Origin of the sequence: Pseudomonas nitroreducens, from assembly GCF_014204515.1 — a bacterium.
Lineage (GTDB): Bacteria > Pseudomonadota > Gammaproteobacteria > Pseudomonadales > Pseudomonadaceae > Pseudomonas > Pseudomonas nitritireducens_A.
The window spans coordinates 148578-170743 of sequence record NZ_JACHLI010000014.1 but is presented as its reverse complement, the minus strand read 5'-3'; the positions used below and the strand labels follow the sequence as shown (position 1 = coordinate 170743).

Below are 22166 nucleotides of genomic sequence, written 5' to 3'. Positions count from 1 at the left end.
GGCCCGCCGCGAAGGGCCATCCCTGGCCCATCGCGGCTCTCGCGGCATCCATGCCGCTCAACCCCTGAAACTCCGCTTCAACGAGGCCTCCTGAACGGGGCAGTCGGAGTGCGCGGACGTTTTTCTGGAAGTCTTCTTTAAAGCCAAAGCCAAAGCCAAAGCCAAAGCCAAAGCCAAAGCCAAAGCCAACGCGAGAGTCGTTGCTCTTCGTAGGATCGAGGGGGACGCCTAGTCCTTGCTCGCGAACCGCACTGCACGGACCGTAGGGCGCATAACGCGTCAGCGTTATCCGCCGCAGGGCAACCGGGCATAACCCGATCCAGCACATGCGTCCAATAGGCCGGCCGTTCCCGCCGCCATAGTGGCCGGACCTCAACCCGAGCCCGGAACCCCATGAGCGCCGATGCCATCGATCTGAACAGCGTGGTGACGCTGGTGGTCCACCACAAGGTGCGTTGCGAAGCCCTGCCCACCTACGAGGACTGGCTGCGTCGCACCGTCGCCGCCGCACGGCGGCAGCCGGGGCACCTGGGGGTGAACGTGATCCGCCCGGATGGCGAGGGCGCGGTCTATACCACGGTGGTGCGTTTCGCCGTCGCCGGCCAGTTGCAGGCCTGGATCGATTCGAGCGAGCGCGCCGAGCTGGTGGCCGAGGTGCTGCCGTTGCTGGAGGAGGGCGACCACCCGCTGATCCACAACGACGCCGAATTCTGGTTCACCCCCGAGCACGGTAGCGTCCGCCAGCCGCCGAAATGGAAGCAGGCACTGCTCACCTACCTGGTGATCAGCCCGCTGACCATGGTCATCCCGCCGCTCTGGGGGCCGGCGTTCGAGCGCTTCCCGCTGCTGGCCGGGCGAGTGCCGAGCAACCTGCTGGTGACCCTGTGCATCGTCTTGCCGGTGGTCTACCTGATCATGCCCTGGGTGACCCGACGCTGCGCCGGCTGGCTCAACGCCGACTGAGCTTTCCCCTGACTTCCCCTCCCGCGGCGCCTGCGTGGCGCCCGTCCCACATCGTCCTGCATGGCAGGCAGAGGAGTTTCCATGAGCACTTTCGTCACCCGCGACGGCACCGAGATCTATTACAAGGACTGGGGCAGCGGCAAGCCCGTGCTGTTCAGCCACGGCTGGCCGCTGGACGGCGACATGTGGGAATACCAGATGCACTATCTCGCCAGCCGCGGTTACCGTGCCATCGCCTTCGACCGTCGTGGTTTCGGCCGTTCCAGCCAGCCGTGGAACGGCTACGACTACGACACCTTCGCCGACGACATCGCCGGCCTGATCGAGCACCTGGACCTGCGCGACGTGACGCTGGTGGGCTTCTCCATGGGCGGCGGCGACGTCAGCCGCTACATCGGCCGCCACGGCACCGCCCGCGTCGCCGGCCTGGTGCTGCTGGGCGCCGTCACGCCGATCTTCGGCCAGTCCGCCGACTTCCCGCAGGGCGTGGAGAAAGGCGTGTTCGACGGCATCAAGGCCGGACTGCTGCAGGACCGTGCGCAGTTCATCGCCGACTTCGCCGCGCCGTTCTACGGCACCAACCACGGCCAGAAGGTCTCCGACGGCGTGCTGAGCCAGACCCTCAACATCGCGCTGCTGGCCTCGCTCAAGGGCACCGTGGATTGCGTGACGGCTTTCTCCGAGACGGATTTCCGCGCCGACCTGGCCAGGGTCGATGTGCCGACCCTGGTGATCCACGGCGATGACGACCAGATCGTGCCGTTCGAGACCACCGGCAAGCTCGCCGCAGAGCAGATTCCCGGCGCCCAGCTGAAGGTCTACGCCGGCGCGCCCCATGGCTTCGCCGTCACCCATACGCAGCAACTCAACGAAGACCTGCTGGCCTTCCTGCAACGCTGAGGTACCCGAGCATGAACAACGCAGAGCGCAACGCCGACCTCATCCTGTTCAACGGCAAGCTGCACACCGTCGACCCGGAACGCCCCCATGCCACCGCCGTGGCCATCGCCGACGGCAGGTTCCTGGTCGTCGGCAGCGACGCCCAGGCGATGGCCTACCGCGACGCCTCGACCAAGCTGGTCGACCTCAATCGCCGCACCGTCATCCCCGGCCTCAACGACTCGCACCTGCACCTGATCCGTGGCGGGTTGAACTACAACCTGGAGCTGCGCTGGGAGGGTGTGCCCTCGCTCTCCGATGCGCTGGAGATGCTGCGCCTGCAGGCCCAGCGCACGCCGTCGCCGCAGTGGGTACGGGTGGTCGGCGGCTGGAACGAATTTCAGTTCGCCGAGCGCCGCCTGCCGACCATCGAGGAGCTGAACAAGGCGGCGCCGGACACCCCGGTGTTCGTCCTGCACCTGTATGACCGCGCGCTGCTCAACCGCGCCGCGCTGCGTGTGGTGGGCTACACCAAGGACACGCCGAACCCGCCCGGCGGCGAGATCGTCCGTGACAGCAACGGCGAGCCCACCGGCATGCTGATCGCCCGGCCGAACGCGATGATCCTCTACGCGACCCTGGCCAAGGGGCCGAAACTGCCGCTGGAGTACCAGGTCAACTCGACCCGCCAGTTCATGCGCGAGCTGAACCGCCTCGGCCTGACCAGCGTGATCGACGCCGGCGGCGGCTTCCAGAACTACCCGGACGACTACCAGGTGATCCAGCAACTGGCCGATGCCGACCAGCTCACCGTACGCATCGCCTACAACCTGTTCACCCAGAAGCCCAAGGAAGAGCTCGCGGACTTCAAGAACTGGACCTCCAGCGTGACCTACGGCCAGGGCACCGACTTCCTGCGCCACAACGGCGCCGGCGAGATGCTGGTGTTCTCGGCCGCCGACTTCGAGGACTTCCTCGAGCCGCGACCGGACCTGCCCGGCACCATGGAAGCCGAGCTGGAGCCGGTGGTGCGCCACCTGGTGGAGCAGCGCTGGCCGTTCCGTCTGCACGCCACCTATGACGAGTCGATCTCGCGCATGCTCGACGTGTTCGAGAAGGTCGATCGCGACATTCCGTTCAACGGCCTGCCGTGGTTCTTCGACCACGCCGAGACCATCACCCCGAAGAACATCGAGCGCGTCCGCGCCCTGGGCGGCGGCATCGCCATCCAGGACCGCATGGCCTTCCAGGGCGAGTACTTCGTCGACCGCTACGGCAAGCAGGCCGCCGAAGCCACGCCGCCGATCAAGCGCATGCTGGCCGAAGGTGTGCCGGTGGGGGCCGGCACCGATGCTACCCGCGTGTCCAGCTACAACCCCTGGACCTCGCTGTACTGGATGGTCAGCGGCAAGACCGTCGGTGGCCTGAGCCTGTACCCGGAAGGCCTGTCCCGCGAGGTGGCGATCCAGCTGTTCACCCACGGCAGCGCCTGGTTCTCCAGCGAGCAGGGCAAGAAGGGCATGCTCAAGGCCGGCCAGTTGGCGGACCTGGCGGTGCTCTCGGAGGATTTCTTCAGCGTCGAGGAAGAGGCGATCAAGACCATCGAGTCTGTGCTCACCGTGGTCGGCGGCAAGATCGTCCACGGCGACCGCGAGTTCGACAAGCTGGCCCCGCCGAGCATCCCGGTGGTGCCGGAGTGGTCGCCGGTGGCCATGGTCCCCGGCCACTGGCGCCCGCAGGCGCCGTTGCAGCAGGTCGTGCACCAGTGCGTCGGCTCCTGCGGCGTGCATGGCCACAGCCATGAGCGTGCGCGCCAGTCGAGCGTGCCGGTGAGCGATTTCCAAGGCTTCTGGGGCGCTTTCGGCTGTTCCTGCTTCGCCTTCTGACCCAGGGAATGCTCACCGTAGGATGGTGTGGAGCGCAGCGATACCCATCAATGGTGGCAACACCGACAGCATGGGTATCGCTGCGCTCCACCCATCCTACGTTCTGCGGCCGATTGGCCCGCGAAGAGGGGGGATATCCATCGCGGACGGAGGCGCGGCACGCACTGGCGCCTCCCTGGGCCGTAGGAGCGGACTCCGTCCGCGATAGATTTCACGTCCGCAGCGGACTGACCGGTTCGCGAGCAAGCTCGCTCCTGCACTGCCCGTCCCCAACCCGCATCAGGCGGTCTCCCCATCGATAGCCTTTTACCGCTGCTGCCCATCGAAAACTGCAATAGCAGCCCGTCCCGTTTGATCTATCTTCTGATGGGTTGTGCGATTACAAGGCGCCAGCGATAGGCGCCCACAAGGAGCCTGCAATGAGTGAAGAAAGCAAAGGTAGCTGCCCGTTCCACCAGACCGCTGGTGGTGGCACATCGAACCGTGACTGGTGGCCCAACCAGCTGAGGCTGGACCTGCTGCACCAGCATTCTTCCAGGTCCAACCCCATGGGTGCGGACTTCAACTACGCCGAGGCCTTCAAGACCCTCGATCTGGAAGCGGTCAAGGCCGACCTGCGCGCCGTGATGACCAATTCCCAGGACTGGTGGCCGGCCGACTTCGGTCACTACGGCCCACTGTTCATCCGCATGGCCTGGCACGCCGCCGGCACCTACCGCATCGGCGATGGCCGGGGCGGCGCCGGGCGTGGCCAGCAGCGCTTCGCGCCGCTCAACAGCTGGCCGGACAACGTCAGCCTGGACAAGGCGCGCCGGCTGATCTGGCCGATCAAGCAGAAGTACGGCGCCAGGCTGTCCTGGGCCGACCTGATCGTCCTCACCGGCAACGTCGCCCTGGAATCCATGGGCTTCAAGACGTTCGGCTTCGCCGGTGGCCGCGAGGACGTCTGGGAACCGGACATGGACGTGTACTGGGGCGAGGAGACCACCTGGCTGGGCGGCGACAAGCGCTACACCGGCGAGCGTGACCTGGAGAACCCCCTGGCCGCCGTGCAGATGGGCCTGATCTACGTGAACCCCGAAGGCCCCAACGGCAACCCCGACCCGGTGGCTGCCGCCCGTGACATCCGCGAGACCTTCGCGCGCATGGCCATGGACGACGAGGAAACCGTCGCCCTGATCGCCGGCGGCCACACCTTCGGCAAGACCCACGGCGCCGGCCCGGCGGACAACGTCGGCGCCGACCCGGAAGCCGGCGGCCTGGAGAACCAGGGCCTGGGTTGGGTCAGCAGCTTCGGCAGCGGCTCCGGTGGCGACGCCATCACCAGCGGCCTGGAAGTCACCTGGACGTCCACGCCCACGCGCTGGAGCAACAACTTCTTCTGGAACCTGTTCGGCTACGAATGGGAACTGACCAAGAGCCCGGCCGGCGCCCACCAGTGGCAGCCGAAGAACGGTGCGGGGGCCAACAGCGTTCCCGATGCCCACGACAAATCCAAGCGCCGCGCGCCGTCGATGCTCACCACCGACATCTCGCTGCGCGTCGACCCGGCCTACGAGAAGATTGCCCGGCGCTTCTACGAAGACCCGGACGCCTTCGCTGACGCCTTCGCCCGTGCCTGGTTCAAGCTGACCCACCGCGACATGGGCCCGCGCGCCCGCTACCTGGGCCCGGAAGTGCCGGCCGAGGAGCTGGTCTGGCAGGACCCGATCCCGGCGGTCGACCATCCGCTGGTGGACGAACAGGACATTGCCGCGCTCAAGGCCAAGGTGCTGGCTTCGGGGCTGTCGGTTGCCGAGCTGGTCTCCACCGCCTGGGCCTCGGCCTCGACCTTCCGCGGCTCGGACAAGCGCGGCGGCGCCAACGGCGCACGCATCCGCCTGGCGCCGCAGAAGGATTGGCCGGTGAACCAGCCCGAACAGCTGGCCAAGGTGCTCGGTGTGCTGGGTGAAATCCAGTCCGAGTTCAACGCATCCGCCACCGGCGGCAAGAAAATCTCCCTGGCCGACCTGATCGTCCTGGCTGGCGATGCCGGCGTGGAAGAGGCGGCGCGCAAGGGCGGTCACCAGGTGAGCGTGCCGTTTGCCCCCGGCCGCATGGACGCCAGCCAGGAACAGACCGACGTGCACTCGGTAGGCATGCTGGAGCCGGTGGCCGATGGTTTCCGCAACTTCCAGAAGGCCAAGTTCGCCGTGCCCGCCGAAGCGCTGCTGATCGACAAGGCGCAGCTGCTGACGCTGACCGGGCCGGAAGTCACCGTGCTGATCGGCGGCCTGCGCGTGCTCGGCGCCAACACCGGCGGCTCGCAGAACGGCGTGCTCACCGAGCGCCCGGGTACGCTGAGCAACGACTTCTTCGTCAACCTGCTGGACATGGGCACTGTGTGGAAGCCGACCTCGGCGGACAACGACCAGTTCGAAGGGCGTGACCGCAAGACCGGTGAGGCGAAGTGGACCGGCAGCCGCATCGACCTGCTGCTGGGCTCCAACTCGCAGCTGCGCGCACTGTCGGAGGTCTACGGCTGCTCGGACGGCGAAGGCAAGTTCGTGCGTGACTTCGTCAAGGCCTGGACCAAGGTGATGAACCTCGACCGCTTCGACCTGCCGCGCTGATCGGCCAGGGGTGAGCCAGAGCCCGCGAACGAGCGATCGTCCGCGGGCTTTTTCATGGCGGGCAATACCGAGGGAATTGCGCGGGACGGGCAGGGTCCTATGCTCGAAAGATCTTATGCTCCTGTGCTGTTGCCGCTTTTCTTCGCGCCTGGTCGCACAAGCTTCACGCTGCTGCGCCAGACTGGCCCGCTTGGCCGTCATCGATCGAAGGGGTTCCGCCTATGCGCCGTCGTCTCATCGCTGTACTGGGCAGTCTCACCCTGGCTTGCGCTAGCCTTGCCGTTGCCGCCGAAGAGTCTCCCGGCCGCGCCCTGAGCGCGGCAGCCGGCGTGCCCTGGCCCACGGTGATCGCCCACCGCGGCGCCTCCCACGACGCGCCGGAGGAGACCGCTCCGGCCTATCTCGCCGCCCGCGATCTGGGCGCGGATTACCTGGAAGCGGACCTGCAGCGTACGAAAGACGGCGTGCTGGTGGCCCTGCACGACGACACCCTGGAGCGCACCACCGACGTGGCCAAGGTCTTCCCCGGCCGCGAGAAGGACCCGATCAGCAAGTTCACCCTGGCCGAGCTCAAGCGCCTGGACGCCGGCAGCTGGTTCAACCAGGCCTATCCCGAGCGGGCGCGCGCCAAGTACGTGGGCCTGCGCATCCTCACCCTCGAGGAGATGATCGACATCGCCGAAGGCGGCGGCGAGACGCCCGGCCTGTACCTGGAGACCAAGGCGCCGGGGCAGTTCCCCGGTATCGAGGAGGACCTGCGCAAGGTCCTGGAAAACCGCGGCTGGCTGGACGCCGACGGCGCGCCCCAGGGCAGGATCGTCCTGCAGACCTTCGAGAAGAGCAGCCTGGAACTGCTGCACAAGAGCATGCCGAAGGTGCCGAAGATACTGCTGCTGTGGACCGGAGACGGCTACATCGCGGCGAAGAGCCCGACCCCCTTCGCCCAGTCCGGCGAAAAGCTCAAAGCCGACTTCTACGCCCGCCAGGAAGTGAAATCCAAGGACGAATTCTTCGCCTGGCTGGACTGGGCCAAGGCCCATGGCGCCCTGGGCACCGGCCCGTCGGCAACCCTGACGGCGCGCGGCGACCAGAGCTACATGGATCTGGTGCAACCCTGGATGAACCAGGCCGCCCACGAGCGCGGGCTGTTCGTCCATGCCTACACCGTGGATGACGCGGTGGACTTCGACAAGCTCACCCAGGCCGGGGTGGACGGCTTCTTCACCAACCGTACCGACCATCTGCTGACCTTCCTCGGTCGGCCGCCGAGCCGGGACGTCGACGAGGTGCTCAAGTCGGTCGGCTATTGAGTCGATTGGCGCGGGTGGCGACTACACTCGCAGTGATCGTTTCACTGCACCTTTGCTCAAGGAGAGTCCCATGAATCCTCGCAAGCTGCTTCCCGCCGTCTTCGCTGCCAGCCTGTTGCCCTGGTCGCTGGCCCATGCCGCCTCCCTGGGAGACGTTGCCGGCAGCCTGGGCGGCCTGGGCAACCTGTCCTCGGTGTCGTCCAGCAGCAGCGGCAACGTCGCCGGGCTGCTGGAGTACTGCGCGAAGAACAACTACCTCAATGCCGACGCCGCGACCCAGGTGAAGGACAAGCTGCTGGGCAAGCTGCCCGGCAACACCACCACCAGCGACAGCGGCTACAAGGACGGCGCCAAGGGCATCCTCACCGGCAGCGATGGCAAGAGCCTGGACCTGTCCGGCAGCGGCCTGAAGGAGAAGGTCACCAAACAGGTCTGCGACAAGGTACTCAGCCAGGGCAAATCGCTGCTCTGAGCCTTCTCGGGTCAGCCAGCCGCTCCACCATTGCCGGCTGACCGCTGAGTAGGATGGGCTGGAGCGCAGCGATACCCATCACCGGGCAGCGCTCCATGACACCCGCTTACATCGCGCTGAAATGCGTCAGCATCCGCTGCGCGTTCGCTTCCATGCCACTGAACAACTCGAACGCCTTCACCGCCTGGAACACCGCCATGTTGCCGCCATCCAGCGTGCGGCAGCCGAGGCAGCGGGCGTGCCGAAGCAGTTCGGTTTCCAACGGGAAGTAGATGATCTCCGCCACCCACAGGCGCGGGTGCAGCAGCTCCAGCGGCAGCGGCGCGCCGGGCAGCTTGGCCATGCCCACCGGGGTGGTGTTGACCAGCCCGTCCGCCTCGGCAATCGCGCCGGCCAGATCATGGCCGGCCCACGCACGCTGGCCGCCGAAATGCGCGTTGAGGTTGTCCACCAGCGCCTGGGCGCGAGCCAGGTCCACGTCGAAGATCGTCAGTTGTGCCACGCCTTCGCTGAGCAGCGCATGGGCCACCGCCGCGCCTGCGCCGCCGGCGCCCAGTTGCACCACGCACGCCCTAGGCGCATCGCTGAGGTTGCGCCGGAAGCCTTCGGCGAAGCCCAGGCAGTCGGTGTTGTGGCCGATGCGCCGGCCATCGCGCAGCACCACGGTGTTCACCGCACCGATGCCGCGCGCCTCGTCGGATAGCTCGTGCAACAGTGGCATCACCGCCTGCTTGCAGGGAAAGGTGATGTTCAGCCCGGTGTAGCCCATGCGCTCGGCGGCGGCGAGCAGATCGGGCAGGGCGCCGGCATCGACGCCGAGGGTGTCCAGGTCGATCAGTCGATAGAGATAGCGCAGCCCCTGGGCGTCGCCTTCGCGTTCGTGCAGCGCCGGGGTGCGCGAAGCCTGGATGCCGGCGCCGATCAGGCCGGCCAGCACGGTGCGGTATTCGCTCATGGAACTCACTCCTGCAGCCGCTTGGCGAAGTGCTGGATACCGGCGCGGTAGCCATCGCTGCCCAGCCCGGCGATCACGCCAACGGCGATCCCGGAGACGAAAGAGTGATGACGGAATTCTTCGCGTCGGTGCACGTTGGAAAGGTGCACTTCGATCACCGGCAGCTCCACGGCGGCCAGCGCATCGCGGATGGCCACTGAGGTGTGGGTCCAGGCGGCCGGGTTGATCAGGATGCCGACACAGCGGCCACGCGCCTGGTGGATCCAGTCGATCAGCTGGCCTTCGTGGTTGGTCTGGCGGAAGTCGATTTCCAGGCCGTTCTCGGCGCCGGTGCGCTGGCAGAGCGCAGCGAGGTCGTCGAGGGTTTCGTGGCCGTAGGTGGCCGGCTCGCGGGTGCCCAGCAGATTGAGGTTCGGCCCGTTGAGCACGAGCAGGGAGTGAGGCATGAGGTTGGCTCCGTTGTTTTTGTATGGCCGGAAAGGAAGGGCCTGTCGGAGCAAAATGTACCAAATGGTTAATTTAAGCAATGTAGCTTGGGATCAGCGGATCTTGCCGGATTAGGACCTGTTGATGCGGTCATCATGCAGGCATCCTCAGCGAACCCGTGCGTTGATAGACGCCTTTGGCTGCATTGGCACATTCACAATCCGTGCGGTGATCGACCACAGCGCGTAGGAGCGGACTCCGTCCGCGATCGGCATTCGCTGTGAAGACATCGCGGATGAATCCGCTCCTACGGATTCGATCAAGGACGTAGGGCGCATAACGCGCCAGCGTTATCCGCCGCCAGGGCAACGGCGGATAACCCGTTCCGGGTTATGCGCCCTACGATCGGCCGGCAAAAAAAGACCCGCCAAGCGGCGGGTCAGGAGGGGGAAGCCGGGAGGCCTTTCCCTTTGGAGAGATCAGGCTTCAGACATGCAAGGCATGCCCCAGCGCACGCAGCGCAGCTTCCTGCACCGCTTCGCCAAGGGTCGGGTGGGCGTGGATGGTGCCGGCGATGTCTTCCAGGCAGGCGCCCATTTCCAGGGACTGCACGAACGCCGTGGACAGCTCCGACACCGCCTTGCCCACGGCCTGCCAGCCGAGGATCAGGTGGTTGTCCTGACGCGCCACCACGCGGACGAAGCCGTCGCCCGATTCCAGGGTCATGGCACGGCCGTTGGCGGCGAACGGGAAGTTCGCGGTGATCACTTCATGGCCGGCGGCCTGGGCCTGCTCCGGGGAGAGACCGACCACCACCACTTCCGGATCGGTGAAGCACACCGCCGGGATCGCCGTGGGGGTGAAGGCGCGGCGCCTGCCGGCGATGATCTCCGCGACCATCTCGCCCTGGGCCATGGCGCGGTGGGCCAGCATGGGCTCGCCGGCGATGTCGCCGATAGCCCAGACATCGCGCATGGAGGTGCGGCACTGGTCGTCGATCTGCACGGCGCGGCCATTCATGTCCAGGCGCAGGGTTTCCAGTCCCCAGCCGCTGGTGTTGGGGTGGCGGCCAACGGCGACCAGCACCTGGTCGGTCTCGATCACCCGCTGCGAGCCGGCGCCATCCTGCACGCGCAGGCCTTTGCCGTCCGGCTCCAGGCCCATCACGCTGTGGCCCAGGTACAGCTCGATGCCCAGCTTGCGCAGGGCGTTGGCCACCGGTTTGGTCAGTTCCTCGTCGTAGGTCGGCAGGATGCGCGGCTGCGCTTCCACCACCGTGACTTCGACGCCCAGCTTGCGGTACGCGGTGCCCAGCTCCAGGCCGATGTAGCCGCCACCGACGACCGCCAGGCGCTTGGGCAGTGCCTTCGGCGCCAGGGCTTCGGTGGAGGAAATCACGTTGCCGCCCACCGGCAGGAAGGGCAGCTCGACGGATTTCGAACCGGCTGCCAGCAGCAGGTGCTCGGTATGAATGTGCTGGGTGCCGCCTTCGGCCAGCTCGACCTCGACGGTCTTGCCGTCGACGATCTTCGCCCAGCCGTTGACCACGGTGACGCCGTGCTTCTTCAGCAGCGCGGCGACGCCGGTGGTCAGGCGGTCGACGATGCCGTCCTTCCATTCCACGGTGCGCTGGATGTCGATGCTCGGCGCCTGCACGCTGATGCCCAGCGGCGACTTGCCGGCGAACTCGCGGGCCTTGAGGTATTCCTCGGCGGCGTGGATCAGCGCCTTGGACGGGATGCAGCCGATGTTCAGGCAGGTGCCGCCCAGGGCCGCGCCTTCCACCAGCACGGTGCGGATGCCCAGCTGGCCGGCGCGGATGGCTGCGACGTAGCCGCCGGGGCCGCCACCGATCACCAGCAGGGTGGTTTCGAGAGTCTGGTTCTGTTTCATGTCAGCGGCCTTGGGTCAATCGATGAACAGGGTGGCGGGATGTTCGAGCAGGGCGCGCACGGCCTGGATGAAGGCCGCTGCGTCCATGCCGTCGACCACGCGGTGATCGAAGGACGAGGACAGGTTCATCATCTTGCGCACGACGATCTGCCCGTTGATCACCATGGGCCGCTCGACCATGCGGTTGACCCCGACGATGGCCACTTCCGGGTAGTTGATCACCGGCGTGCTGACGATGCCGCCCAGGGCGCCGAGGCTGCTCAGGGTGATGGTCGAGCCGGACAGTTCCTCGCGGCTGGCCTTGCCGTGGCGCGCGGCTTCGGCGAGACGCGCCACTTCCGCGGCATTGCCCCACAGGTCGCGCGATTCGGCGTTGCGCAGCACCGGCACCATCAGGCCATTGTCGCTCTGGGTGGCGACGCCCAGGTGCACGGCGCCGTAGCGGGTGATCACGTCGGCATCATCGTCGTAGCGCGCATTGAGCTGCGGGAAGTCGCGCAGGGCGACGACCATGGCGCGGGCGATGAAGGGCAGCAGGGTGAGCTTGCCGCGCGCCGCGCTGTGCTTGGCGTTGAGGTGGACGCGCAGGTCTTCCAGGTCGGTGACGTCGATTTCCTCGACGTAGCTGAAGTGCGGGATGCGCCGCTTGGCCTCGGCCATCTTCTGCGCGATCTTGCGGCGCAGGCCGATCACCGGGATCTGGTGCTCGTCGTGGCGTGCGGCGTAGCCGGAGGCGATGGTCGCGCCGCCGTGTTCGAGGAAGTGCTCCAGGTCTTCGCGCAGTATGCGCCCGGCCGGGCCGCTGCCCTGGACGAACTGCAGCTCCACGCCCAGGTCGCGGGCACGCTGGCGCACTGCCGGCGAGGCCAGCGGTTTTTCACCCGGCGCGCGGCGCGGGGCGGCAATCGTGGCAGGGCGTGCGGCCGGGGCAACGGGTTTGCTCTCGACACGCGGCGCGGGTTTTGGTGCTTCGGCGACGGCGGCGGGCTTGGCTTCCGCCTTCGGCGGCGGGGCCTGTTCCTGGGCTTTCGGCTGTGCGGCTTCGCGATGGTTGCCGTGGCCTTCCACTTCCAGACGGATCAGCTCGCCGCCCACGGCCATCACCTGGCCGGGCACGCCGCCCAGGGCGAGGATCTTGCCGGCTACCGGCGAGGGGATTTCCACCGTGGCCTTGTCGGTCATGACTTCCGCCAGCAGCTGGTCCTCGTGGACCTCGTCGCCGACCTGGACATGCCACTCCACCAGCTCGACCTCGGCGATGCCTTCGCCGATGTCCGGCATCTTGATGACGTGAGTGCCCATTCAGACCTCCATGGCGCGCTTGAAGGCCGCGCCGACGCGGGCGGGGCCGGGGAAGTAGTCCCATTCCTGGGCGTGCGGGTAGGGCGTGTCCCAACCGGTGACGCGGGCAATCGGCGCTTCGAGGTGGTGGAAGCAGTTTTCCTGCACCAGTGACATCAGCTCGGCGCCGTAGCCGCAGGTGCGGGTGGCTTCGTGGACGATGACGCAGCGGCCGGTCTTCTTCACCGACTCGACGATGGTGTCCAGGTCCAGCGGCCAGAGGCTGCGCAGGTCGATGATCTCGGCGTCGATGCCGGTTTCCTCGGCGGCGGTCTGGGCCACGTAGACGGTGGTGCCGTAGGTCAGCACGGTCAGTTCGGAGCCGGGGCGGGCGATGGCCGCCTTGTCCAGCGGCACGCTGTAGTAACCCTCCGGCACCTGGCTGGCGGGGTGCTTGGACCAGGGCGTCACCGGGCGGTCGTGGTGGCCGTCGAACGGGCCGTTATACAGGCGCTTGGGTTCGAGGAAGATCACCGGGTCGTCGTTCTCGATGCAGGCGATCAGCAGGCCCTTGGCGTCGTACGGGTTGGAGGGCATGACGGTGCGCAGGCCGCAGACCTGGGTGAACATCGCTTCCGGGCTCTGGCTGTGGGTCTGCCCGCCGTAGATGCCGCCGCCGCAGGGCATGCGGACCACCATGGGCACGGTGAAGTCGTTGACCGAGCGGTAGCGGATGCGCGCGGCTTCCGAGACCAACTGGTCGGTGGCCGGGTAGACGTAGTCGGCGAACTGGATTTCCACCACCGGGCGCAGACCGTAGGCGCCCATGCCGACGGCGGCGCCGATGATGCCGCTCTCGGAGATCGGCGCATCGAACACCCGCGAGGTGCCGTACTTCTTCTGCAGGCCCTCGGTGCAGCGGAACACGCCGCCGAAGTAGCCGACGTCCTGGCCGAACACCACGACGTTGTCGTCGCGCTCGAGCATCACGTCCATGGCCGAGCGCAGCGCCTGGATCATGGTCATGCTGGTGACCGCCTGGGCGTTCTCGTGTTGCGGGTTCATGGCATTCATACCCCAAGCTCCTGGCGCTGCCGGCGCAGGTGTTCCGGCAGGTCCTTGTAGACGTCGTCGAACAGGTTGGCGGCGCTGAACACGTGGCCGTCCACCAGGGAGCCGTGGCGCTCGGCCTCTTTCTGCGCGGCGATCACTTCGGCTTCCAGCTCCTTCTTCAGCGCTTCCTGCTGCTCCTCGGACCAGATGCCGAGGCCGATCAGGTGCTGCTTGAGGCGGGCGATGGGGTCGCCCAGGGGGAAGTTCTCCGCATCGTCGGCGGGACGGTACTTGGACGGATCGTCCGAGGTGGAGTGCGGGCCGGCGCGATAGGTGACCCACTCGATCAGGCTCGGGCCATGGCCACGGCGGGCGCGCTCGGCGGCCCACTGCGAGGCGGCGTAGACGGCGAGGAAGTCGTTGCCGTCGACCCGTAGCGAGGCGATGCCGCAACCCACGCCACGGTTGGCGAAGGTGGTGCCTTCACCGCCGGCGATGGCCTGGAAGGTGGAGATCGCCCACTGGTTGTTGACCACGTTGAGGATCACCGGCGCGCGGTAGACGTGGGCGAAGGTGAGGGCGGTGTGGAAGTCGGATTCGGCGGTGGCGCCGTCGCCGATCCAGGCGGAGGAAATCTTCGTATCGCCCTTGATCGCCGAGGCCATGCCCCAGCCGACGGCCTGGATGAACTGGGTGGCGAGGTTGCCGGAAATCGAGAAGAAACCCTTCTCGCGGCTGGAGTACATGATCGGCAGCTGGCGGCCCTTGAGCGGGTCCTGCTCGTTGGAGAGCAGCTGGCAGATCATGTCTTTCAGCGGGTAATCGCGGGTGATCAGGATGCCTTGCTGACGGTAGGTCGGGAAGGTCATGTCGCCGTCGCGCAGGGCCATGGTGTGGGCGGTGGCGATGGCCTCTTCACCCAGGCACTGCATGTAGAAGGACATCTTCTTCTGGCGCTGGGCGGTGAGCATGCGCGCGTCGAAGAGGCGTGTCTTGAGCATCAGGCGCATGCCGCGCAGCAGCTGCTCGTGACTCAGCTCCGGGGCCCAGGGGCCGACGGCCTTGCCGTCCGCGTCGAGCACGCGCACCAGGCTGAAGGCCAGGTCGGTGGTCTGTGCCGGTTCCACGTCGATGTCGGGTTTGCGCACCTCGCCGGCGGGCGACAGGTGCAGGTAGGAGAAGTCGGTCTTGCAGCCCGGGCGCCCGGTGGGTTCGGGGACGTGCAGGCGGAGTGGGGCGTAATCGGTCATGGCGGGTCTCCAGTTGTGATCGTGGGTGTGGATCAGCAGACGGAAGCGGCCATGCCTGGCGGGCGCACCCGGCCGGGTAGGGCTACGGTGCGGGTGCCGCGCGGGGTCGCGTGGCGGGGGGTGACATCACTCATGGTGAGGTCCTCGGTTGTTGTAGTTGTGGTTTCAGTATAGGTGTGACCGAGTGGTTTTTTGCTCCAAATTGACTAGCTGTAAGCTTCAGGATTAGTGTGTTTGAACTATAAAAACAGCACTGAGTAGTACGACGGAAAATGGCTGACCTTGACCGCACCGACCTGAAAATCCTCCGCGCCCTGGCCGATGACGGCCGCCTGTCCTGGCGCGACCTGGCGCAGAACATCGGCCTGTCGCTGACCCCGACCCTTCGCCGGGTGCGCCGCCTGGAGGAAGAGCAGTACATCCAGGGCTATTTCGCGCGGCTCGATGAAGAACGCCTGTCCGGCGGCATGAGCGTGTTCGTCTCGGTGTCCCTGGAAAAACAGACCGGCGACTACCTCGCCCGGTTCGAAGAACGCATCGTCCAGGCGCCCCAGGTGATGAGCTGCTTCCAGATGACCGGCGACGCCGACTACATGCTGCGGGTGGTGGTGAAGGACCTGTCGGCGTACCAGCTGTTCCTGACCAACACCCTGACGCAGATTCCCGGCGTGGCGGGGATCAAGTCGGCCTTCGCGCTGAAGTCGGTGATGCTGCGTTCGGCTCCGCCGATCTGAATCGGGGCGTTTCCTGGAGCGCACGCCTTGGCCTGGGCGTGGCCGGGGAGCCATCGCGGACGGAGTCCGCTCCTGCGTCAGCCGGCACCGTTCTCGCCTGGAGCGTAGGAGCGGACTCCGCCCGCGATCGTTTCGCTGCCGCCCCAGCGCCTGCCCTGGTTCGCGGGCAAGCTCGCTGCGACAGGGAACCCAAGAAAAAGCCCCGCACTTGGCGGGGCTTTTTCATTGCGCGCAGAGAGAGATCAAACGATCACGCCCTGGCTGCGCAGGTAGTCATCGTAGCTGCCGCTGAAGTCGGTCACGCCGTTTTCCGACAGCTCGATGATGCGGGTGGCCAGGGAGGACACGAACTCGCGGTCGTGGCTGACGAAGATCAGCGTGCCCGGATAGTTCTCCAGTGCGAGGTTGAGCGCCTCGATGGATTCCATGTCCAGGTGGTTGGTCGGCTCGTCCATCACCAGCACGTTGGGGCGCTTGAGGATCAGCTTGCCGAACAGCATGCGGCCCTGTTCACCACCGGAGATCACCTTCACCGACTTCTTGATGTCGTCGTTGGAGAACAGCATGCGGCCGAGGGTGCCGCGCACCAGCTGCTCGCCACCCTGGGTCCACTGGGCCATCCAGTCGAACAGGTTGTAGTCGTCCTCGAAGTCCTCGGCGTGGTCCTGGGCGAAGTAGCCGACGTCGGCGCTGTCGGTCCACTTCACTTCACCGGCGGTGGGCGCCATGTCGCCCACCAGGGTGCGCAGCAGGGTGGTCTTGCCGATGCCGTTGGGGCCGATGATGGCGATGCGCTCGCCGGCTTCCACCTGCATGCTCAGGTTCTTGAACAGTGCGGTACCGTCGAAGCCCTGGCTGATCTTCTCCAGGGTCACTGCCTGGCGGTGCAGCTTCTTGTGCTGTTCGAAGCGGATGAACGGGCTGACGCGGCTGGACGGCTTGACCTCTTCCAGCTGGATCTTGTCGATCTGGCGCGCGCGGCTGGTGGCCTGCTTGGCCTTGGAGGCGTTGGCCGAGAAGCGGCTGACGAAGGTCTGCAGCTCGGCGATCTGGGCTTTCTTCTTGGCGTTGTCCGACAGCAGGCGCTCGCGGGCCTGTTCGGCCGCGGTCATGTACTCGTCGTAGTTGCCCGGGAACAGGCGCAGCTCACCGTAGTCCAGGTCGGCCATGTGGGTGCAGACGCTGTTCAGGAAGTGACGGTCGTGGGAAATGATGATCATGGTGCTGTTACGCGCCGTGATGATGTTTTCCAGCCAGCGGATGGTGTTGATGTCCAGGTGGTTGGTCGGCTCGTCGAGCAGCAGCAGGTCCGGATCGGAGAACAGCGCCTGGGCCAGCAGCACGCGCAGTTTCCAGCCCGGAGCGACGGCGCTCATCGGGCCGAAGTGCTGGTCCAGCGGAATGCCCAGGCCCAGCAGCAGCTCACCGGCACGGGATTCGGCGGTGTAGCCGTCGAACTCGGCGAACTGCACTTCCAGCTCGGCCACGGCCATGCCGTCTTCCTCGCTCATCTCCGGCAGGGAGTAGATGCGATCGCGCTCGGCCTTGACCTTCCACAGTTCCTCGTGGCCCATGATCACGGTGTCGATCACGCTGAAGTCTTCGTAGGCGAACTGGTCCTGGCGCAGCTTGCCCAGGCGCACGCCGTTCTCCAGCATCACCTGGCCGCTGGATGGCTCCAGTTCACCGCCGAGAATCTTCATGAAGGTGGACTTGCCGCAACCGTTGGCGCCGATCAGGCCGTAGCGGTTGCCGTTGCCGAACTTGACGGAGACGTTTTCGAACAGCGGTTTAGCGCCGAACTGCATGGTTATGTTGGCGGTTGAAATCAACTGGGTAACCCTTGGCTGGAACATGATGCGCGCCGGGCGCGAGCGGCGCGGGCGGGCAGGGAAGGCGGCGCTCGGAGGCGACCTGACAAAGCCGCCTATTATGCCACAGCAGCGACCCGCCTTGCATGTTTTGCCGCTGCAGCGCCCGGTTCATGGGCGTATGGCACAGCCGACAGTTGAAACCCGCCAGTGTCCTGCAGCAGAATTCGGTGTTCAGAATTCTGGTGGGGGCTGTATGAAAATCCTTAACGCTCAAAAATCGCTCAAGCAGTACCTGGAGCAGCTCAGCGGCAAGCTGATCACCGTCGTCTCGGCCTCCGCCAGTGAAACCGAGTCGCTGATCGAAACCCTGGTGGAGAAAGGCAACCGCCTCGACCTGCTGGTGGGCACCATCAACTCCTTCACCTCACCGGACTTCATCGATTTCTGCGTCCGCGACTGCGGCGCCGGCGTCACCCTGCACGTGGATTTCCGTGCGCAGAACAGCGTGCACTGGAAGCTGATCCTGGTGGAGCCGGACGTGGTGATCCTGGGCAGCGCCAACTTCACCGAGGTCGGCCTGAGCCTGACCCGCGATACCTGCACGGTGATCCAGGACGCGGCGCTGTATGCCGATTACCTGGCGCGCGCCACGGAGATCAAGGGCATGGAAGGCGTTGTGCTGGGTGAAGATGCCCCGGCCTTCGACGAGCAACTGGAGGAGTACCGCCAGAGCCATCGTCGTGTGCAGGCCAGCCTGGCGCGCAGCGCGCAGTACCTGGACGGCGAGAGCTGGCTGGGCGACGAGACCAACCAGAGCATCCCGCTGTTCATCTGGTACAGCGACCACTCCGACGATTCCGAAGAGAAGGCCGAGGCCTTCCTGCACGCCAGCAGCGACGGCGTGGACTGGGACGACGTGCGCGAGTTCTTCACCTACGAATGCGCCGAGGGCGTGCTGCCTTACGAAGAGGGCGACATGGTGCTGACCGCGCGTTGCAACGGCACACACATCGGCTTCTACACCTTCGACCGCATCCTCTACCGCGACGGCACCTACTACATCTATTCCTACCGCAAGAAGCGCTACACCCAGCCGTTCAAGCTGGAAGACGCCAAGGAGCGGCTCAAGGACGTGATCCCCGAGTGGTACGAGGAAATGCGCACCTCGCTCAACCGCCATGACATCAACAGCGTGGTGCGCTGAGCCTGCCGTTCATCGGTGTGCGGCCCGGAACAGGGTGATCCTGCGCTGCGCACCTTGGCATTTTGATTTCTCATAGCTAGCATCCTGCCACTATCTCGACGTCGCATTCCGCTGTTGCGTGAGCCCGTCAGAAACCGGTCAGGAGGCAAGGGAACATGCCGCAACTTCCCCGCGATGAAGTGCCCGCGCGTCGTCGCATGCGCTGGCACTGGCGTCTGTTGACGCTGAAGATCTACATCCTCTGCACTTTCCTGCTCGCCTGCCTGCTCGGCGGCAGTGCCATGCTGTTCCTCAATACCCTCAATGAGACCCTGGAACCTGCCCAGCGCGTCGGTTCGCTGCTGGCGGGCGGGGTGATCCTGCTGGTGTGCCTGCATATCCTGCGCATGGCCTTGCCGCCGCTGCCGGGGTTGTCACGGCGACGTGGCCTGGAGTAGCCAGCGCCGGCAATGAAAAACGCCCCGTGGCATCGCTGCCACGGGGCGTTTTTTCGAGCCGGGTCAGGTCATCAGAAGATGTTGACCGGGTACTCGACGAAGACGCGCACTTCGTTGCCGTCGTCGTTGTAGGAGCGGGCGTCGTTGGACACGCGCAGCCAGGAACCGCGCAGCTTGACCGACAGGTCCTTGGCCGGGCCGCTCGGTACCACGTACTTCAGCTGGTTGAAGATTTCGCGCTCTTTGCCGTTGCTGGTCTCGGCGGTCTTGATGTTGTCGCCGTAGACATAGGCCACTGTGTAGCTCAGGCCCGGTACGCCGTACTCGGAGAAGTCCAGGCTGTAGCTGCCCTGCCAGGAGCGCTCGTCCTCGCCGTTGAAGTCCGACCAGTAGGAGTTGGCCAGCCAGATGGTGGTGCCGCCATCGCCCAGGCCGCCCTGGTTCTGGTACCAGCCGTAGTTGTAGCCGGAGTCGCCGTTGTTGCGCTGGTGCGCGACCATGAAGGTGTGCGCGCCGATGTTGTAGGCGGCCGACAGGCTCCAGATGGTGTTCTTGGTGCCGTCGATGCCGTGGTCGGCAGCGAAGTCTTCGTTGACGCGGGTGCGGTAGCCGTTGAAGTCCAGGGTCAGGGACTGCTTGTCGGCCACCGGGATGACGTAGTTCAGGTTCATGTACTGCTTGCGAGCGACGTCTTCGCTCTCGTAGCCGTACAGCGAGCCGCTGAAGTTGTCGGTGAACTTGTAGCTGCCGCCGAACACGTCGATGCGCTTCAGGCCGCCGCTGTCACGCCCTTCGGCGCTCTTGCGGGTTTCCGAAGTGAAGCGGCCGACGTTCAGCTCCAGGCCTTCGATCTCCTTGGAGGTGATCAGGGTGCCGGTGAAGCTTTCCGGCAGCAGGCGGGAGTTGTCGTAGCTGAGTACCGGCAGGGCCGGCATCTGGTCACCGTACTTGATCACGGTGTTGGAGAAGCGAGCCTTCACCGCACCACCGGCGCGGGCCAGGTCGTTGGCGGCTTCGCCGCTGTCGCCCTGCTTGAAGAAGTCGATGCCGGCGGCGCCGCTCTTGCCCTTGCCGCCGTCCAGGCGCAGGGCGTACATGCCGAACGCGTCAACGCCGAAGCCGACGGTGCCCTGGGTGAAGCCGGAGGTGAAGGTGGCGGTGGCGGCCTGGCCCCACTCGGCCTTGTCGTCACGACCGTGCTTGTAGTCACGGTTCATGTAGGCGTTGCGGAAGAACAGGTCCAGGTGGCTGTCTTCGACGAAGCCCTTGGCGGTGGACTGGTCTTCGGCCATGGCGGCGGTCGAAGCGAGGATCCCCAGTGCGAGCAGACTGATCCGGTGGTTCAGCATCTTGATTCCTTAACGGTGCAGCGCCAGCGAACAGAAAGAAAAAAGCTCTCCGCCCCGAAGTGCGTGAACGGGGTAGGTGGAGTTCTGTGCTGGCATGTTCTTTTGGTTGTATTCGGGGCGTGGTCGCCCCGGCGCCGCGGGATGATAACAGAGGATCGAACTTTTTCGTCCAGTCCCTGTCACGCTCCTGTCATGCTGATCTGATCAGCGGCGTTGGCCGCCGGATCGCGGCGGCTCGACGGCAATGGCCGCCGTCGCGACGGATTGCCGCGCAGGGCGTGCAGGCGGATATCAGGAGCGCTGGTACAGCCAGAGGCTGAGGATCAATCCGCTGAATGCCGCCAGTGCGGCACAGAGAAAGATCGAACCGAAGCCGAAGCCGCTGGCCACCGCGCCCATCAGCGGCCCGGTGACGCCCAGGGATACGTCGATGAACAGCGAGTAGGCACCCAGCGCGGCGCCGCGGTTGGAAGCGGGCACCAGGCCGACGGCTTCCACGCCCAGTGCGGGGAATACCAGGGAGAAACCGAAGCCGGTCAGCGCCGCGCCGGCCAGGGCGATCCAGGGTGTCGGGGCGTTCCACAACAGCAGCAGGCCGAGGCTTTCCACCGACAGGCAGGCAATGGCCACGCGGAAGCCGCCATGGCGGTTGATGGCATTGGCGAACAGCAGGCGCGCGCCGATGAAGCAGCCGCCGAAAGCAGTCAAACAGTAGACGGCGTCCTTCCAGCCGAGGCTGGCGTAGTACAGGGTGATGAAGGTGGCGATGGTGCCGAAACCGATGCCGCCCAGCGCCAGGCCCATGCCGTGGGGGAAGACACGGCCCAGCACGTGGTGGAAGGGCATGCGCTCGCCATGCACCAGCGCCGCCGCGCGTTTCGGCCAGGCCAGGGCAAAACCCAGCGCGGCCAGCAGGACCACGCTGCCACCCAGGCTGGCCAACCCGAGCTGGCCGACCATCAGCACGCCCAGCGGCGCGCCGATGGCCAGGGCGCCATAGCTGGCGATACCGTTCCAGGAAATCACCTTGGCGGTGTTCGCCGCACCGACGCGATCGATACCCCAGGCAATCGAGGCGCTGCCCACCAGGCTTTCCGAGGTGCCCAGCACCAGCCGCGCGACCATCAGCAGGCCGAGGCTGAGCCACGGCAGACCCTGCATCGCCCAGGAACCGAGCATCAGTGCGCCGCTGCCGGCGCAGCCGAGCATGCCGTAGAGCACCGCGCGCTTGGGGCCGAGGGTGTCGATCACCTTGCCGGCGTAGGGGCGGGTGAGCAGGGTGGCGAGGTACTGGATACTGATCACCAGGCCCGCCATCACAGAGCCGAAGCCCAGGTCGCTGTGCACGTAGCCGGGCAACACGGCCAGCGGGATGCCGATGGTCAGGTAGGCGATGAAGGTAAACAGGACAACGGACACCACCTGCAGGGTGGTGGACGTGGAGGGGGCGGTCTGGGCGGACATCTGCGGCGGTTCGGTACGGCGAGTGGCCCTACATGATGGACCGTGGTTTGCCTGTAGGAAAGCTAGCTAACGAACTACCTTTGCCGAGAGGCAGCCGGCAGGGCGAATAACGAGTCAGCGTTATCCGCCGCCGTCTGGGAGGCGGATAACCTGTTCCAGGTTATGCGCCCTACGCCGCTGGTGT

At 66.1% G+C, this 22166-nt stretch carries 18 protein-coding genes; 9 read left to right on the top strand and 9 right to left on the bottom strand.

Annotated elements, in window-relative coordinates:
- Window positions 1–393 precede the first annotated feature (393 nt).
- The 6 genes from HNP46_RS18470 to HNP46_RS18445 all read left to right on the top strand — a co-directional run bounded on the left by HNP46_RS18470 (window position 394) and on the right by HNP46_RS18445 (window position 8122).
- Window positions 394–963: an antibiotic biosynthesis monooxygenase gene (locus HNP46_RS18470; protein ID WP_184591705.1), complete on the top strand. Its 570-nt coding sequence runs from the start codon at window positions 394–396 to the stop codon at window positions 961–963.
- Between the two features lie 81 nt (window positions 964–1044).
- Entirely contained in the window at window positions 1045–1863 is an 819-nt protein-coding gene (locus tag HNP46_RS18465; protein WP_184591703.1) for an alpha/beta fold hydrolase, read from the top strand.
- An 11-nt stretch (window positions 1864–1874) separates the two neighbouring features.
- Complete coding sequence (locus tag HNP46_RS18460) at window positions 1875–3728, top strand: amidohydrolase (RefSeq protein WP_184591700.1); 1854 nt, start codon at window positions 1875–1877, stop codon at window positions 3726–3728.
- 419 nt (window positions 3729–4147) lie between these two features.
- The gene (gene katG, locus HNP46_RS18455) at window positions 4148–6340 is read left to right on the top strand and encodes a catalase/peroxidase HPI (RefSeq protein WP_184591697.1); all 2193 of its coding nucleotides are present in this window, start codon (window positions 4148–4150) and stop codon (window positions 6338–6340) included.
- 221 nt (window positions 6341–6561) lie between these two features.
- On the top strand, window positions 6562–7650 hold the full coding sequence (locus HNP46_RS18450; protein WP_184591689.1) for a glycerophosphodiester phosphodiesterase: 1089 nt from the start codon (window positions 6562–6564) through the stop codon (window positions 7648–7650).
- A gap of 70 nt (window positions 7651–7720) precedes the next feature.
- A complete protein-coding gene (locus tag HNP46_RS18445) occupies window positions 7721–8122 on the top strand; it encodes a DUF2501 domain-containing protein (protein ID WP_184591686.1) in 402 nt (133 codons plus the stop codon).
- 106 nt (window positions 8123–8228) lie between these two features.
- Here the strand turns inward: HNP46_RS18445 and HNP46_RS18440 are convergent, their stop codons facing one another.
- The 6 genes from HNP46_RS18440 to HNP46_RS18415 form a co-directional block, all read right to left on the bottom strand.
- Window positions 8229–9077 carry a shikimate dehydrogenase gene (locus HNP46_RS18440; RefSeq protein ID WP_184591682.1) on the bottom strand — a complete coding sequence of 283 codons (849 nt, stop codon included), beginning with the start codon at window positions 9075–9077 and terminating at the stop codon, window positions 8229–8231.
- Window positions 9078–9082: 5 nt separating this feature from the next.
- Window positions 9083–9523, bottom strand: a complete 441-nt coding sequence (gene aroQ / locus HNP46_RS18435; protein ID WP_184591679.1) for a type II 3-dehydroquinate dehydratase — start codon at window positions 9521–9523, stop codon at window positions 9083–9085.
- A gap of 466 nt (window positions 9524–9989) precedes the next feature.
- Window positions 9990–11396, bottom strand: a complete 1407-nt coding sequence (gene lpdA, locus HNP46_RS18430; RefSeq protein WP_184591677.1) for a dihydrolipoyl dehydrogenase — start codon at window positions 11394–11396, stop codon at window positions 9990–9992.
- 15 nt (window positions 11397–11411) lie between these two features.
- Window positions 11412–12698: a dihydrolipoamide acetyltransferase family protein gene (locus tag HNP46_RS18425; RefSeq protein WP_184591675.1), complete on the bottom strand. Its 1287-nt coding sequence runs from the start codon at window positions 12696–12698 to the stop codon at window positions 11412–11414.
- Window positions 12699–13751: an alpha-ketoacid dehydrogenase subunit beta gene (locus HNP46_RS18420; protein ID WP_017518320.1), complete on the bottom strand. Its 1053-nt coding sequence runs from the start codon at window positions 13749–13751 to the stop codon at window positions 12699–12701.
- Entirely contained in the window at window positions 13748–14980 is a 1233-nt protein-coding gene (locus HNP46_RS18415; protein WP_184591673.1) for a 3-methyl-2-oxobutanoate dehydrogenase (2-methylpropanoyl-transferring) subunit alpha, read from the bottom strand. The genes HNP46_RS18420 and HNP46_RS18415 overlap by 4 nt, the downstream gene beginning before the upstream one ends.
- 272 nt (window positions 14981–15252) lie before the next feature.
- Between HNP46_RS18415 and HNP46_RS18410 the strand changes: the two genes are divergently transcribed.
- The gene (locus tag HNP46_RS18410) at window positions 15253–15714 is read left to right on the top strand and encodes an Lrp/AsnC family transcriptional regulator (RefSeq protein ID WP_015477328.1); all 462 of its coding nucleotides are present in this window, start codon (window positions 15253–15255) and stop codon (window positions 15712–15714) included.
- 242 nt (window positions 15715–15956) lie between these two features.
- On the opposite strand, the gene HNP46_RS18405 is transcribed toward HNP46_RS18410, so the two are convergent.
- A complete protein-coding gene (locus HNP46_RS18405; protein WP_221455031.1) occupies window positions 15957–17546 on the bottom strand; it encodes an ABC-F family ATPase in 1590 nt (529 codons plus the stop codon).
- Between the two features lie 235 nt (window positions 17547–17781).
- Between HNP46_RS18405 and HNP46_RS18400 the strand changes: the two genes are divergently transcribed.
- Window positions 17782–18732: a phospholipase D family protein gene (locus tag HNP46_RS18400; protein ID WP_184591669.1), complete on the top strand. Its 951-nt coding sequence runs from the start codon at window positions 17782–17784 to the stop codon at window positions 18730–18732.
- A gap of 155 nt (window positions 18733–18887) precedes the next feature.
- A complete protein-coding gene (locus HNP46_RS18395) occupies window positions 18888–19169 on the top strand; it encodes a hypothetical protein (protein WP_184591667.1) in 282 nt (93 codons plus the stop codon).
- Window positions 19170–19240: 71 nt separating this feature from the next.
- On the opposite strand, the gene HNP46_RS18390 is transcribed toward HNP46_RS18395, so the two are convergent.
- Complete coding sequence (locus HNP46_RS18390) at window positions 19241–20518, bottom strand: OprD family porin (protein WP_184591665.1); 1278 nt, start codon at window positions 20516–20518, stop codon at window positions 19241–19243.
- 291 nt (window positions 20519–20809) lie between these two features.
- Entirely contained in the window at window positions 20810–21982 is a 1173-nt protein-coding gene (locus tag HNP46_RS18385; protein ID WP_184591663.1) for an MFS transporter, read from the bottom strand.
- Between the last annotated feature and the right edge of the window lie 184 nt (window positions 21983–22166).

Bases quoted from the DNA above. Each gene is read 5' to 3' on its own strand.
- HNP46_RS18450 (WP_184591689.1), top strand. From the start codon at position 6,562: ATGCGCCGTCGTCTCATCGCTGTACTGGGCAGTCTCACCCTGGCTTGC.
- HNP46_RS18460 (WP_184591700.1), top strand. From the start codon at position 1,875: ATGAACAACGCAGAGCGCAACGCCGACCTCATCCTGTTCAACGGCAAG.
- HNP46_RS18410 (WP_015477328.1), top strand. From the start codon at position 15,253: ATGGCTGACCTTGACCGCACCGACCTGAAAATCCTCCGCGCCCTGGCC.
- HNP46_RS18420 (WP_017518320.1), bottom strand. From the start codon at position 13,751: ATGAATGCCATGAACCCGCAACACGAGAACGCCCAGGCGGTCACCAGC.
- HNP46_RS18440 (WP_184591682.1), bottom strand. From the start codon at position 9,077: ATGAGCGAATACCGCACCGTGCTGGCCGGCCTGATCGGCGCCGGCATC.
- HNP46_RS18470 (WP_184591705.1), top strand. From the start codon at position 394: ATGAGCGCCGATGCCATCGATCTGAACAGCGTGGTGACGCTGGTGGTC.
- HNP46_RS18425 (WP_184591675.1), bottom strand. From the start codon at position 12,698: ATGGGCACTCACGTCATCAAGATGCCGGACATCGGCGAAGGCATCGCC.
- HNP46_RS18385 (WP_184591663.1), bottom strand. From the start codon at position 21,982: ATGTCCGCCCAGACCGCCCCCTCCACGTCCACCACCCTGCAGGTGGTG.
- HNP46_RS18445 (WP_184591686.1), top strand. From the start codon at position 7,721: ATGAATCCTCGCAAGCTGCTTCCCGCCGTCTTCGCTGCCAGCCTGTTG.
- katG (WP_184591697.1), top strand. From the start codon at position 4,148: ATGAGTGAAGAAAGCAAAGGTAGCTGCCCGTTCCACCAGACCGCTGGT.
- HNP46_RS18390 (WP_184591665.1), bottom strand. From the start codon at position 20,518: ATGCTGAACCACCGGATCAGTCTGCTCGCACTGGGGATCCTCGCTTCG.
- aroQ (WP_184591679.1), bottom strand. From the start codon at position 9,523: ATGCCTCACTCCCTGCTCGTGCTCAACGGGCCGAACCTCAATCTGCTG.
- HNP46_RS18400 (WP_184591669.1), top strand. From the start codon at position 17,782: ATGAAAATCCTTAACGCTCAAAAATCGCTCAAGCAGTACCTGGAGCAG.
- HNP46_RS18415 (WP_184591673.1), bottom strand. From the start codon at position 14,980: ATGACCGATTACGCCCCACTCCGCCTGCACGTCCCCGAACCCACCGGG.
- lpdA (WP_184591677.1), bottom strand. From the start codon at position 11,396: ATGAAACAGAACCAGACTCTCGAAACCACCCTGCTGGTGATCGGTGGC.
- HNP46_RS18395 (WP_184591667.1), top strand. From the start codon at position 18,888: ATGCCGCAACTTCCCCGCGATGAAGTGCCCGCGCGTCGTCGCATGCGC.
- HNP46_RS18465 (WP_184591703.1), top strand. From the start codon at position 1,045: ATGAGCACTTTCGTCACCCGCGACGGCACCGAGATCTATTACAAGGAC.